The sequence below is a fragment of the Parvularcula lutaonensis genome, assembly GCF_014651915.1.
Lineage (GTDB): Bacteria > Pseudomonadota > Alphaproteobacteria > Caulobacterales > Parvularculaceae > Parvularcula > Parvularcula lutaonensis.
In genome coordinates this window covers 1,390,202-1,403,368 of the sequence record NZ_BMXU01000001.1, presented here as the reverse complement: position 1 = coordinate 1,403,368, position 13,167 = coordinate 1,390,202, and the positions used below count along the sequence as shown (strand labels likewise).

The following is a 13,167-nucleotide window of genomic DNA, read 5'->3' as shown; positions in this document are numbered from 1 at the left end:
TGCAGGATGTACTTAGCGGGGAAGAAAACCCTTGTCCCGCAGGAACTCGATGGTCGCGATCATGAATTCAGGCTCCACCGTGTCATGCTTGAAATAGGGCTCACCGTTGAGGAGCGTGGAGGTGTCGTCGCCGTGCTCCACCCCGTGGCCCCTACCGGGAACGACATGAACCGTGAGGTCGCCGCCAGCCGCTTCGATGGCGCCCAGAGCCTCGACGTTCTCGGCCAGTGGCACTACGGGGTCGTTTTCGCCGAACACGGCCAGGTAAGGCGTGTCCGTCAGCTCCGCGAAGAGGCTCGCGGGATCGTAGCGGAATTTCCTGAGGAACAGCGTGTCCATGTCCTCGATGGTCTTCGGCAGGTCATCGCCGCCGAACATCCGGCCATACCAGCCCTCTTCCTCGGCCTGCTTCCTGATCTCCAAGAGCCGGTTGAAAGCCGCCTCCTTGTCCACGCCCTCGGCAGCGGCGAGGCGGACGGCTTCCTGGGACAGGGGGCCTGCGTGCTCGGGGAGGCCCTCGGCAGCCGCGACCTCGGCGGCAGAGCTCAACTGTTGTTGGAAGATGGAGGTCCCGGGACCGACCCAGGTCACGATGTAAGCCGGCTTCACCGCGGCCCGCCCTGCTTTAGCTTCTTCGACCAAAGCTTGCGCGGTCCATGCGCCTGCTGACGATCCGCGCAGCCCGATACGGGAGGCGTCGATGCGCGGATGCCCGGCGAGCCATTCCAAGGCTGCCGCGGCGTCGGCCACGGTGTCGTCATGGGTTGCCGGACCGCAGGCGCCCGCGCTGCCGCCCGCGCCGCGCTTGTCGAAGGCGAGGACGGCCGTGCCGTAGCGAGCGAAGACCCTGGCCTCGCCAGTGTTGCGCACGCCGCACCCACGACCGTGAAGCTGAATCATCGCCGGAACTGGCTCTCTGCCCCGCGGCAGGACCAGGGCGCCACTGAGTAATGTTCCGTCAGCGGAGCGAAACGCGACTGTCTCTTCGGTGAAGGGCGGCGCGGGCGGCGGCAGGGCCTTTTTCAGATGGACACGGATCGCTTCTTCCTTGCTGGCGACCTTTCCGACGAGCTGTCGGTATCTTGGATCGAAGGACAGAACGGCATCGCCTGCGTAGAAATTCTTGATGACGAGGCCCGTCTCGGTCAGGCGGGCTTCGTCGGGGCTGGCCTCGTACCAGATCCACTCGGGAACGGTCAGTTTCGCGGCGAGCGTACCGTCTTCGGCCTTGGTGATCTCGACATGAACATTGAGCGGCGCGCCGTCTTTCACCAGCGCGCCAATCCAGTGGCCCCTGACGTCTTCGTAAGTCGGGGCGGCAAGGGCTGCCGACCACAGGGCAAGAACGACGGCAATCATGCGCATGGGCGACCTTCCCTTCAGCTTGAGGATGCTCGTTCGCCAGCCGCGAAGGTCAAGCGCGGCGCGCAGCTCCTTGACCGGACCGGCGGAGGTTCCCACACCTCCGGGCATGGAAGCCCAGTCGATCACCGAAGCTGTCTCGCTCGCCCTTGCACCGATTTTCCTGCTCGCCGGCATCGGCGCCCTGCTGAATGTCATGACCCAGCGGCTCGGCCGGGTCGTCGACCGTGCGCGCTACCTCGAAGACGTGATGGAGCGCGGGGAAGATGCCGAGCCCTATCGCCGACACAAGGAGGAGCTGGCGGCTCTCGGCTCGCGGATCAGGGCGGCGAACCGGGCGATCTATGCAACCTCCGCCTCGGCCCTTTTGGTCTGCCTTGTGGTCGCGCTCCTGTTTTTCGAGCAGTTGACGCCTTTCGATGTCTTCGTCTTCGCGCTCGTGGCGGCGCTTTTCATCGGCACGATGGGGCTCCTCACCGTGGGCCTTGCCTTTTTCCTTCGGGAGATCGCCATCGCCCAGCGGTCTCTCAAGGTGCGGACGGACCTGCTGCGCTAGGGGCTTGGCCGGGAGGCTTTCCTTGGCGAGGTGTTAGGCCGGCGTTGAAGGAGAAATCCCATGCGGCTCGACGATTTTGGCCAATCCGACAATATACGTGACCGGCGTGGCGAGGGCGGCGCGCGCATGGGTGGCGGCGGAGCCGGGCTCCTGTTCCTGCTGGTCAGGCTGGTGGCCAGCCGCTTCGGGATCGGCGGGGTCGTGGTCCTCGGCCTTGGTTTCTTCGCGCTCAGCGCCATCGGCATCAATCCGCTCTCGATGGGGACCTCGGCGCCCCAAGCCTCACGCAGCATCGACCGCAGCTATGACCAGCTTGTCGGCGCGGTGCTGCTGTCGACGGAGCAGACGTTTTCGGAGGTGTTCCGGGAGGAAGGGCTTGGCGACTATCCCGAGCCGACGCTGAACCTTTTCTCCGGCGGCGTGAACACACGCGGATGCGGCTTCGCATCGTCAGCCGTCGGGCCGTTCTACTGCCCTGCGGATCGCGAGGTCTATCTCGATACGAGTTTCTTCGACGAGCTCTCGCGCCGTTTCGGCGCTCCCGGCGACTTCGCCCAGGCCTATGTCATCGCCCATGAGGTGGGCCACCACATCCAGACCGTGACGGGTATCAGCCAGCAGGTGCGCCAGCTGCAGGCGCGTGCCGGGAGCGAGGCGGAGAGCAATGCCTATCTCGTGCGGCTCGAGCTGATGGCGGATTGCCTGGCGGGCGTCTGGGCCGGCAGGACGGAGATCCCCCTCGACCCGGGCGACATCGAAGAAGCTCTGCGCGCGGCGAGTGCCATTGGCGATGACACATTGCAGCGCAAGGCGCAGGGCCGCGTGGTGCCCGACAGTTTCACCCACGGCACCTCCGAGCAGCGCCAGCGTTGGTTCACCATCGGGTATCAGGCGAAGGATATCTCCGCATGCGACACGATGAGCGCGGAGCGGCTGTAGGGGGAATAGCGAAGCCACCCGCCGCTATGGCTGGAGGCCTGCACGGTGCTGCCCAAGGAGTGGGCGGCGTCATCGCGGCAGGGAGTCGCGATGACGCGAACTGTTACCAGCCGCAGTTGCGGCCTGCGTTCTGTTCTTCGAGATAGTCCATCAGGGGACGGAAATACTCGACCATGGCCGAGCCGTCCATTTCGCGGGTGCCGGTGAATTCTTCGAGGCTATCCTGCCAGGGCTGCGAGTTGCCCTTCTCGAGCATCGCGTTGAAGCGCTGGCCGACTTCCTCTGATCCGTAGAAGGAGCAGCGGTGAAGCGGGCCTTCCCAGCCGATCTGGTCGCAGGCAGCCTTGTAGAACTGGAACTGCAGGATGCGCGCCAGGAAGTAGCGCATGTAAGGCGTGTTGCCCGGAATGTGGTACTTCGCACCCGGATCGAACGCGTCCGCAGGACGCTCCGCCGGCGGACGGATACCCTGGTACTCCTCACGCAGGGCCCACCAGCCATCGTTCCACTCGTTCGGCTGCAGCTCGCCCGAGAAGACCTGCCAGCGCCATTTGTCGACGAGGAGGCCGAAGGGGAGGAACGCGACCCCGTCGAGGGCCTTCTGCATCAGGATCGGAAGGTCGGCTTCCGCAGGCGGAGCTTCGTCGATCAGGCCGATCTCCTGCAGGTAGGCCGGGGTGATCGATAGCGCAACCATGTCGCCGATCGCCTCGTGGAAACCGTCATTCGGGTCATTGCGGAACAGGTAGTCCTGTTTCGAATAGGCCCGCTGGTAGAAATTGTGGCCAAGCTCGTGGTGGACGGTCTGGAAGTCGTCCGCATTGACCTCCGTACACATCTTGATCCTGAGATCGTCCTCGTCGTTGAGGTTCCAGGCCGAGGCATGGCAGACCACCTCGCGGCCCACCGGCTTGGTGATCTGGCTGCGCTCGTAGAAGGTCTCAGGCAGCGGCTCGAAGCCGAGCGAGGTGAAGAAACTTTCCGCCTGCTGAACCATCTTGAGCGGTGTGTAGCCATGGGCCTTGAGCGCCGCTTCGATGTCCACGGCTTCCGCCTCGATGCCTTCGGGCTTCACCAGGTCGTAGATCGAGCCCCAGCTCTGCGCCCACATATTGCCAAGAAGGTCAGCGCGGATCGGCTGGTCGAGCGGGACGACCTCGTCGCCATACTCCTCGTTGAGGCTGTATTTCACGGCGCAATGGAGATTGTCGTAGAGCGGCTTCACCTGACCCCAGAGACGATCGACCTCTTCGGCGAAGGCGTCAGGGTCCATGTCGTAGTTCGAGCGCCACATCTGTCCGAGGTCGGCATAGCCGAGTTCCCGCGCGCCTTCGTTGGCTATCTCGACCATGGCGACATAGTCGTCCTTCATCGCTTTCGAATTCTCACGCCACTTGGTCCAGACCTCCTCGAGCTGCTCGGGATCGCGCAAGGTGCGCATCAGGATCTCGGTCTGGTTCTGCGGAACGGTCTCGCCGCCGAATTCGATGGTGCCGGTGGCATAGGCGTTGTCGAGCCGGGTGGTGATCTCCGACAGGCGGTCCGCGGCGCCTTCTTCGCTGGGCGCGGGCAGGGTGATCGACTGCTTGAGGATGTTCATCTTGCGGCGCATGTCGGCCGGCAGGTCCGTCCGGTCATAGCGCTTTGCTTCGTTCGCGTACTGGACGGAGAGCTTGGTCAGCTCTGCGGAGATCCGTGCTTCGAGCCAGCTGGTGTCATAGGTGATGTAGGTCGCGCGGACCCATGCGGTGCGCGCCGCTTCTTCACTGAGATCCTTCAGGTTCGCTTCGACCTCGGCGAGGAATTTCTCGGCGTTCTTCTTGGTGGCGCGCTGGGCATGGGCATCCATCGGCAGGGTGAGGGCCGTGGAGAGCGCGAGCGCTGCGAGGAGGGTCTTTTTCACGTTATTTTCCCTTGGTGCGTTTCCCGGCGCGGGTTCTAGGGTCACGCGCAGGCTATGGCAAAGCCGCGCCGTGAAGGGCGTCTATTGCAAGTCATTCGCAGGCGTGGGATTGGGGTGCCATGAGCGCGCCCATTCCCCTACCGAGCCTGAAGAACGGCCAGAAAGCCACCATCCTTGCCCTGCGCGGAGAGGATGCGCTGACGGCGCAGCTGGCTGATAATGGTTTCGTCCCCGGCGAAGCCGTTTGGATCGTCCGCCGAGGCCTGATCGGCGGCACACCTCTGGCGGTGCAACTGGGCCGCGCGGTGATCGCGCTCCGCCGCGACGAGGCCCTTGCGATCGAGGTGGAGCCCGCATGAGCCCGCTCGACAGTGCACCGGCCGCCGCGACGGAAACCGAAGCCAAGGAGCGCGTCATCGCACTCGTCGGCCCGCCGAATGTTGGCAAGACGACACTCTTCAATGGGCTGACAGGCGGCCGGGCCAAGATCGGCAATTATCCGGGCGTGACCGTGGAGTTCGCCGAAGGGCGCCTTAGCGGCGCCGACCACCTGCGCATCATCGACCTTCCGGGGCTTCTCGGCCTCGAACCGCGGGGCGCGGACAGCAAGGTCACGCTCGACGTCATCAGCGGCCGGTCGGAGGCGCTCCCCAAGCCCGACACGTTGGTCATTGTCGTCGATGCGGGTCAGTTGAAGCGCCAGATGCCCTTCGTGCTCAAGATCCTGGGCCTCGGGATCCCGTCGATCGTCGCCCTCAACATGGCGGATCTTGCGATCCGTGATGGCTTCGCCTTCGATGCCGAAGCGCTCGAGAGGGCCCTTGGTGTTCCTGTCGTCCTGACCACGGCGCCGCGCAAGGCAGGCCGTTCGGATATCGAAAAGGCGCTCCTGGAAGGCGGGCGCGTTGCTGCCGATGACCTGCCGTCGGCGCGAGACCTCGCTTCCTTGGCGATCACGCAGGAGCCTGAGGGGGACCAGTTCACCGCGGGGATCGACCGGGTTCTCCTCCACCCGGTCGCCGGTCTCGTTATCCTCGCAGCAATCCTTTTCTTTGTCTTCCAGGCCGTTTTCGCATGGTCGGCTTGGCCCATGGACCAGCTCGACAGGGCTGTCGTCGGCCTGCAGACCGCTATCGAGGGCGCCATGCCCGACAACTGGCTGAGGAGCCTCGTGGTCGACGGTATCCTCGCCGGTGTCGGCAGCGTCGTGATCTTCCTTCCGCAGATCCTGATCCTCTTCTTCTTCATCCTCGTGCTCGAGATGTCCGGCTACATGGCGAGGGCGGCGTTCCTTACCGATGAGCTGATGCGCCGTGCGGGCCTTTCAGGCCGTGCAGTGATCCCTCTCCTGTCGAGTTTCGCCTGCGCGATCCCGGGCATGATGGCCGCGCGGACGATGGAGTCCGAACGCGACCGGCTGGTCACGATCCTCGTCGCCCCGCTCATGACCTGTTCGGCGCGGCTACCTGTCTATGCCGTTCTGATCGCGGCGTTCATCCCGAACAGGCTGGTCGGTCCCTTCAACCTGCAGGGCCTCGTGCTCTTCGGCCTCTATCTCGCAGCGGTCGTCAGCGGCCTTCTCGTCGCCCTTGTCCTCAAGAAGACCGTGGCAGGTGGCCAGACGCAGCGCCTGGTCATGGACCTACCGTCCTACAAATGGCCGCAGCCGAAGGATCTTCTGATCGGTCTGTGGCGCCGCGCGCTCATCTTCCTGCGTCGGGCCGGGACGATCATCTTCACGGTGTCCATCGTCCTGTGGGTTCTTGTCAGCTATCCGGGGGATACCCTGCGGGAGAGCTTTGCCGGCCGTATCGGTAGCGTGATCGAGCCCCTGTTCAGGCCGATCGGTTTTACGCTGGAGATGGTCATTGCGCTCATTCCCGGTCTCGCGGCCCGCGAAGTCGCCGTGGGCGCGCTCGGTACGGTCTACGCCGTCCAGAATGCCGAAGAAAACCAAGAGAGCCTCGCCGCGGTGCTGCAAAACGAGTGGAGCCTTGCTGCAGCACTCGCTTTCCTCGCATGGTATGTCTACGCGCCGCAATGTATCTCTACCATCGCTGTGGCAAGGCGAGAGATGAACTCCGGGCGCTGGACCGCGTTCATGGTCGGGTATCTCTTCGCGCTTGCTTATGTGGCGGCTGGACTGACCTATTGGATTGCTCGGGCCTTGGGCGCCTAGTCTTGTTCATCCCTCATTAAGACTGAAATGTGTGCGCCTTAGCTTTGCCTTCACTGTGTCCCTCTAGGGTGGCGAGAGAGGGAAGGGCGAAGAGCGTACATGCAGGGCCTGCTTGCACATCTCCGCGGCCGATCGGCTGCAGCGGACATCCTTTTGCGGATGGTCCTCGCCCTGTGTGCGGCTCTTGCTGCCACTTCGTCGGCGCGCGCGCAGACTGAACACCCCTCGCACATTGTCAATATCGCCCGTTTCACGACGTGGCCGGAAGATGCAGACTACGGCCTCAGCTTCCGGATCTGCCTGCGCGATGACGACCCGGCCTTCGGTCGCTTCCTTGAAGTCCGTGGCCAGACGGTCGGCGGACGCCCGATCACGCTCCATGCGGTTCCGCCTGAAGCGCTGGGCAAGCGACCCTGCCATCTCGTCTATTTCTCCCGTGGCCTCGCTGACCCGGTGGTGCTGGGCGCACTCAAAGGCAAGCCGACGCTGACTGTCTCTCCGCAACCGGGTTTTGCCAAGATCGGCGGCGTCATCGAGATGGCCTACCGCGAAGGGCGTCCGGAACTGATCATCAGTAAAAAGACGGTTGTCTCACATCAGCTGACGGTAAGCGCACAGCTCCTCGATCTTGCCGAGGAGGTGCCCGAGTGATGCCTTTGCTGTTCCGTAGGCTACCGATCTACTGGAAGGTCAACTTCGCGATCATGGTCTCGACCGTGGTGGTGCTGATGGCCGCCTATGCAGGCTTCGTGTTCCTGGAGACCCAGACCTTTCGCAAGGAGCTTCTCGCCGACCGCCAGGGCTTCGCCGAAGTGACGGCAGCCAATGTCGCGGCAGCGCTGACCTTCGACGACGAGGCGACGATCAACCGGAACCTGCGCAGCCTCGAAGGCGTTTCGGACATACAGGCAGCCTATGTCGTCGATGCTGTCGGCTCGGTGAAGGGGAAGTATATCAGCCAGAGCCTACCCCTCGACGCTCCGCGTGCGCCGGTTGACCTTCCGCTTGACAGGACCCTTGGTGCTTCGCTGCCCGGTGCCTTTGCAATCCAGACGCCTGTGACGGCCGATGGCGAAGTGATCGGCGCCCTGCAGGTCCGCGTTTCGAGCGAACGCCTGCAGCAGCGCATCGAACGCTACCAGCGTCTTTCCGGCATCGTCCTTTTGTTCGCTCTCGCGATAAGCTGGATCCTGGCGCGTTTCGTCGCAAGCTTCGTCTCTATTCCCATCGCCCGGCTCAACGAAGCGATGCAGCACGTGCGCGGTGAGCGCGACTACACGGCGCGCGTCGATCAGTACTCCGAAGACGAGCTTGGCCAACTCGCTGACAACTTCAACGCCATGCTGTCAGAGATCGCGCAGCGTGACGCGACGCTTGAAGAAACCGTCCGAGAGCGGACCGAGCAACTGTTCCTGTCGACGGAGAAAGCCAAGGCCGCGAGCCGCGCCAAGTCAGAGTTCCTGGCCAATATGAGCCATGAGATCCGCACGCCAATGAACGGCATGATCGGCATGACGGAGCTCCTTCTGAAGACAGAGCTAACGAGCCGCCAGCGGGACTTGGCCAACGTCATCATGTCGTCCGGCGTCAGCCTCGTGACGATCATCAACGATATCCTCGACTTCTCCAAGATCGAGGCTGGCAAGTTCAAACTCGTCAGCGCACCGTTCAACCTGCGTGAAGCCGTCGACGATGTCGTCTCGCTGGTGGCCGGAAGCTGCGAAGAGAAGAACATCGAGCTGGTTGTCCGATACCAACCCGACCTGCCCGAGTGCTTCATCGGCGATGGCGGGCGCCTTCGCCAGGTGGTGACGAACCTCGTCGGCAACGCCGTGAAGTTCACCGAAGAAGGGTCCGTGCGCGTCGATATCACGGGCCAGATGAAAGACGACAAGGCACGCCTCAATATCGCCGTCACTGACACCGGTATCGGCATCGCCAAGGACAAGCTGGCGCGTATCTTCGAAAAATTCGAGCAGGCCGACGGCTCGTCGATACGCCGTTACGAAGGCACCGGCCTCGGCCTGTCGATCTCCAAGTCTATTATCGAGCTCGCAGGCGGACAGATCAAGGCGAAGAGCGTCGAGAACGAAGGCTCGACATTCTCCTTCGAGATCCGCCTGCCGATCGCGAAGATGCAGGCCGAGATCAACATGCCGACCGATGCCATGGATGGCCTCAGTGTCCTGATTATTGATTCAAAGGACCAGACCCGCGATGTCCTCGATGAGCTCGTCGGCTCCTGGGGCGCGCGCGTGGAAACTGCGACGACAGGCAAGCGGGCCCTGCAGGTGCTGAGCCGCTCCTCGCGTCCAGACATCATCATTTCCGACTACGACCTTCCGGACATGGATGGCGACGAGCTGCGCGAAGCCATTCGCGCGGATGACATGCTTGCCGACCGCCCCCTCGTCATCATGGCCTCGCCGTCGCAGATCGGCGAGCCGAGCCGGGATGACGGCCGCACGGCGTTCGTCTCCAAGCCCTACAGGATCGAGCCGCTGGTCCGTGCCGTCAGCGAAGCGATGGTCGCGTCCGGCGTGGAGCAGACGAAGAACCTCGCGGACGCCGGCCGGATCGACGAGCATGGCAATGTCCAGGTCGGAGGACGCTCTTCGGAGAAAGACAAAGAAGAAGCTCCGGCTGCAAACGGTCTCCGGATCATGATCGCAGAGGATAACCGCGTGAACCAGCTCGTGGTCACGAACATGATCGCGGGTCTCGGCTTCGAGATTGATATCGCGGAGAATGGCAAGGTGGCGGTCGAGAAGTTCATCGAGAAGCGGCCCGACCTTATCATCATGGACGTCTCCATGCCGGAGATGGACGGCCTCGAAGCCACCAAGGCGATCCGCGCCTATGAGCGCGAGAACAGCTTCGGACGTGTGCCGATCATCGCTGCTACCGCGCATGCCATGGAAGAGGACAAGCGCCGCTGCCGCGAGGCTGGCATGGACGACTACGTTGCCAAGCCCCTTCGCCAAGACGCGATCCTCGCCAAGATCCGCCACTGGATTTCCGAAGAAGCCGCGTGATCCTGCCCTGTTGGGTGGCCGGGCCAGCCGGGTTATCAGGTGAAATCTGGACCCCGCGGAGCATGACGTGGCCAATCGAGACCTGACCGAAGGCCCCGTCGCGGGGCACCTTGCGCGCCTTGGGCTGCCCATGGTCATCGGCGTTGCGGCAGTCCTGTCGGTCAGCCTCGCCGACACTTTCTTCCTGGGGAAGCTCGGCACCGAGGAGCTGGCAGCGATCAGCTTCACCTTCCCCGTCGTGCTCACCATCACGAGCCTCGGCATCGGTATGTCCGCCGGCGCCTCATCCGTGGCCAGCCGCGCGATAGGGCGCGGCGACATGGACAGGACCCGGCGGCTGGCAACCGACGCGATGATCCTGTCCTTCATCATTGTCGCTCTCGTCAGTGTCGCAGGATGGTTCCTTGCGCGGCCTCTGTTTTCCCTGCTCGGCGCACAGGGCGGCGTTCTCGACATGGTGGTTGCCTATATGCGCGTCTGGTTTGTCGGTGTGCCGTTCCTTGTGGTCCCGATGGTCGCCATGGGCCTCATCAGGGCCAATGGCGACTCGACCGTTCCGAGCCTCATCATGGTCGCAGGCGCGCTCATCAACATCGCGCTCGACCCGGCCTTCATCTTCGGCTGGGGGCCGATCCCGCCTCTCGGGGTTGAAGGCGCGGCCTGGGCCACGTTGGCCGCGCGGGCGATCATGCTGGTCGCGGCCATGTTCGTGGTGATCCACCGGGAGAAACTGCTCACAGCAGCCGTGCCCACTGCCACCGCGTTCGCCCATTCGGCATGGGAGGTTCTTAAGGTCGGCATCCCTGCTGCGGGCAGCAACATGATCAACCCGCTGTCGATCGGTATCGTGACGGCTTTCCTCGCCACCTATGGCAATGAAGCGGTCGCGGCCTTCGGCGTGGCAACGCGAGTGGAAGCCCTGACGACTATTCCGATGCTCGCCCTGTCCAGCGCCATTGGTCCCGTCGCGGGCCAGAACTGGGGCAGCGGCAAGCCGGACCGGACCAAGGCCGCAATCGGAAACGCCTTCCTCTTCGTCGTCCTCTGCGGCTTCGTTCTCGGAGCAAGCTTTTTCCTGCTGGCAGATCCGATCGTCGGTCTGTTTACGGATGACAGCGCGGTACGGAACATCGCTACGAGCTATCTCCTGATCGTCGGCGTCACGCTTGGCGGCTATGGCGTGGTCATCAATGCCTCGGCCGCGTTCAACGCCATCGGCAAGGCCTGGGTCGGGCTCCTGTTCACGTTCCTCAGAAGCTTTATCCTCTATATCCCCGCGGCATGGATCGCGACCCAGTTCGGGCCGCCCTGGGCGGTCTTCTTCGGTATTGCGCTGACCAATATCGTGGCCGGCCTGTCGGTCGCCATTCTTGCCTTCGTCGCGCTGGGGAAGGTGCGCGCCTGACCGCTATTCGAACAGCGTGCAGGCGCCTTCATTGGCCGGGCTCACCACGCTGCGGAAAGCGCCGAAAAGCTCACGGCCGAGCCCATTATGGCTGTTGCGCTGATGACGGGCTGCGTCGCGGCTCATCAGGTCTTCGACTTCGGCCTCGAGCACGCCTCTGTCCGCGTCAAGATTGATGATGTCCCCCGTCCGCACACGGCCGATCGGGCCATCGCGCAGTGCCTCCGGCGTGATGTGGATCGCTGCAGGTGTCTTGCCGCTGGCGCCGGACATGCGGCCGTCGGTGACCAGCGCGACCTTGAAGCCCTTGTCCTGGAGCACCCCCAATGGCGGGGAAAGCTTGTGCAGCTCCGGCATCCCGTTGGCGGCCGGTCCCTGGAACCGCAGGACGGCAACGAAGTCCTTTTCGAGTTCGCCGCGCTTGAACATCTCGAGAAACTCTTCCTGCGTGTCGAAGACGATCGCAGGTGCGCGAACCTTCCGATGGGCAGGGTCTACGGCGGAGGTCTTGATGACGCTTTCGCCAAGATTCCCCGTGAGGAGCTTGAGCCCTCCCTGCGCGGCGAACGGTTCGCTCGCGGGGCGGAGGATATCGGTGTTGAGGCTGCGCGTGGGCCCTGCTTTCCAAACGACATTGCCGCCATCCAGGAAGGGCTCGCGGGTGTAGGCCTCCATGCCCTTGCCCATCGCTGTCACCACGTCCCTGGCGATGATATCGGCCTCAAGCAGTTCACGGATGACAAAGGCCATGCCGCCTGCTGCATGGAAGTGGTTCACGTCAGCGGAGCCGTTCGGATAGACCCGCGCGAGAAGCGGCGTGATCCTGGAAAGATCGGCGAAGTCCTCCCACGTCACGATGATGCCAGCGGCGCGGGCCATGGCAGGGATATGGAGCGTGTGGTTGGTCGAGCCGCCCGTCGCGAGAAGCCCGATGATCGCGTTGACGATGCTCCCGGCGCTGACGACATGCATCATCGCGCGGCTCGAATCCATTTCGAGGACATGCTCTGCCGCTCGCCGCGTCAGCGCCTCGCGAAGCGGCGTGTCCGGATTGTAGAAGGCGGCACTCGGCAGGTGCAGGCCCATCATCTCCATCATCATCTGGTTGGAATTGGCCGTGCCGTAAAAGGTGCAGGTGCCCTTGCTGTGGTAAGAGGCCATTTCGCCTTCCAGCAATTCCTCGCGCCCGATCTTGCCCTGTGCGTAAAGCGCGCGGATGCGTGCCTTCTCCTTGTTCGGAAGGCCGGATGTCATGGGTCCCGCCGGGACCATAAGGACCGGCAGGTGACCGAAGGAGAGAGAGCCGATTGTCAGTCCGGGAATGATCTTGTCGCAGACGCCGAGGCATAGCGCGGCATCGAACATGTCATGGGACAGGCTGACCGCGGTCGCCATGGCGATGACGTCGCGACTGAAAAGCGATAGCTCCATGCCGTCCTGGCCCTGCGTCACGCCATCGCACATTGCGGGAACCCCGCCGGCGACCTGGGCCGTGCCGCCGGCCTTGCGCGCCGCATCCTTGATCTGGTCAGGAAAGTCCTTATACGGCGCATGAGCCGAGAGCATGTCGTTATAGGCCGTGACGATGCCGATATTCTTCGCGCCGGTCCGGATGCGGAGCTTGTCTCCCGGATCGGCTGCGGCGAAGCCATGGGCGAGGTTGCCGCAGGAGAGGCCATCGCGTCGCGGCCTTTTCGCCATTTCCTCGCACTTCTCGATATATTCGGCGCGTGCGTCCTTGCTGCGCTCTTCGATGCGAGCGACGATTTCCTTGACGGTCAGTGTCAT

At 63.5% G+C, this 13,167-nt stretch carries 10 protein-coding genes; 7 read left to right on the top strand and 3 right to left on the bottom strand.

The window, feature by feature from the left end; all coding sequences use genetic code 11:
• Positions 1-12: 12 nt before the first annotated feature.
• Entirely contained in the window at positions 13-1,365 is a 1,353-nt protein-coding gene (locus IE053_RS06780; RefSeq protein ID WP_189573706.1) for an alpha/beta hydrolase family protein, read from the bottom strand.
• 70 nt (positions 1,366-1,435) lie between these two features.
• Between IE053_RS06780 and IE053_RS06775 the strand changes: the two genes are divergently transcribed.
• Positions 1,436-1,918, top strand: coding sequence for a DUF2721 domain-containing protein (locus tag IE053_RS06775; RefSeq protein ID WP_229786087.1), 483 nt, complete (start codon positions 1,436-1,438; stop codon positions 1,916-1,918).
• Between the two features lie 60 nt (positions 1,919-1,978).
• Positions 1,979-2,857, top strand: coding sequence for a KPN_02809 family neutral zinc metallopeptidase (ypfJ, locus tag IE053_RS06770; RefSeq protein WP_189573703.1), 879 nt, complete (start codon positions 1,979-1,981; stop codon positions 2,855-2,857).
• A gap of 103 nt (positions 2,858-2,960) precedes the next feature.
• Here the strand turns inward: ypfJ and IE053_RS06765 are convergent, their stop codons facing one another.
• On the bottom strand, positions 2,961-4,706 hold the full coding sequence (locus tag IE053_RS06765; RefSeq protein WP_189574808.1) for a M2 family metallopeptidase: 1,746 nt from the start codon (positions 4,704-4,706) through the stop codon (positions 2,961-2,963).
• Positions 4,707-4,879: 173 nt separating this feature from the next.
• Between IE053_RS06765 and IE053_RS06760 the strand changes: the two genes are divergently transcribed.
• The 5 genes from IE053_RS06760 (at position 4,880) to IE053_RS06740 (ending at position 11,379) form a co-directional block, all read left to right on the top strand.
• Positions 4,880-5,119 (top strand): FeoA family protein, encoded by a 240-nt coding sequence (locus tag IE053_RS06760; RefSeq protein WP_189573700.1) that lies wholly within the window; start codon positions 4,880-4,882, stop codon positions 5,117-5,119.
• A complete protein-coding gene (feoB, locus tag IE053_RS06755) occupies positions 5,116-6,939 on the top strand; it encodes a ferrous iron transport protein B (protein WP_189573697.1) in 1,824 nt (607 codons plus the stop codon). Before IE053_RS06760 ends, feoB begins: the two co-directional genes overlap by 4 nt.
• 99 nt (positions 6,940-7,038) lie before the next feature.
• Positions 7,039-7,590 (top strand): YfiR family protein, encoded by a 552-nt coding sequence (locus IE053_RS06750; protein WP_189573694.1) that lies wholly within the window; start codon positions 7,039-7,041, stop codon positions 7,588-7,590.
• A complete protein-coding gene (locus IE053_RS06745; RefSeq protein ID WP_189573691.1) occupies positions 7,590-9,974 on the top strand; it encodes a response regulator in 2,385 nt (794 codons plus the stop codon). The genes IE053_RS06750 and IE053_RS06745 overlap by 1 nt, the downstream gene beginning before the upstream one ends.
• Before the next feature lie 67 nt (positions 9,975-10,041).
• Positions 10,042-11,379 carry an MATE family efflux transporter gene (locus IE053_RS06740; RefSeq protein WP_189573688.1) on the top strand — a complete coding sequence of 446 codons (1,338 nt, stop codon included), beginning with the start codon at positions 10,042-10,044 and terminating at the stop codon, positions 11,377-11,379.
• A gap of 3 nt (positions 11,380-11,382) precedes the next feature.
• Here IE053_RS06740 and edd read toward each other — a convergent pair whose 3' ends face one another.
• Positions 11,383-13,167 carry a phosphogluconate dehydratase gene (gene edd / locus IE053_RS06735; RefSeq protein ID WP_189573685.1) on the bottom strand — a complete coding sequence of 595 codons (1,785 nt, stop codon included), beginning with the start codon at positions 13,165-13,167 and terminating at the stop codon, positions 11,383-11,385.

Excerpts from the sequence above, each read along its gene's own strand:
- IE053_RS06780 (WP_189573706.1), bottom strand. The coding sequence starts at position 1,365 with ATGCGCATGATTGCCGTCGTTCTTGCCCTGTGGTCGGCAGCCCTTGCC.
- ypfJ (WP_189573703.1), top strand. The coding sequence starts at position 1,979 with ATGCGGCTCGACGATTTTGGCCAATCCGACAATATACGTGACCGGCGT.
- IE053_RS06765 (WP_189574808.1), bottom strand. The coding sequence starts at position 4,706 with ATGGATGCCCATGCCCAGCGCGCCACCAAGAAGAACGCCGAGAAATTC.
- IE053_RS06760 (WP_189573700.1), top strand. The coding sequence starts at position 4,880 with ATGAGCGCGCCCATTCCCCTACCGAGCCTGAAGAACGGCCAGAAAGCC.
- feoB (WP_189573697.1), top strand. The coding sequence starts at position 5,116 with ATGAGCCCGCTCGACAGTGCACCGGCCGCCGCGACGGAAACCGAAGCC.
- IE053_RS06750 (WP_189573694.1), top strand. The coding sequence starts at position 7,039 with ATGCAGGGCCTGCTTGCACATCTCCGCGGCCGATCGGCTGCAGCGGAC.
- IE053_RS06745 (WP_189573691.1), top strand. The coding sequence starts at position 7,590 with ATGCCTTTGCTGTTCCGTAGGCTACCGATCTACTGGAAGGTCAACTTC.
- edd (WP_189573685.1), bottom strand. The coding sequence starts at position 13,167 with ATGACACTGACCGTCAAGGAAATCGTCGCTCGCATCGAAGAGCGCAGC.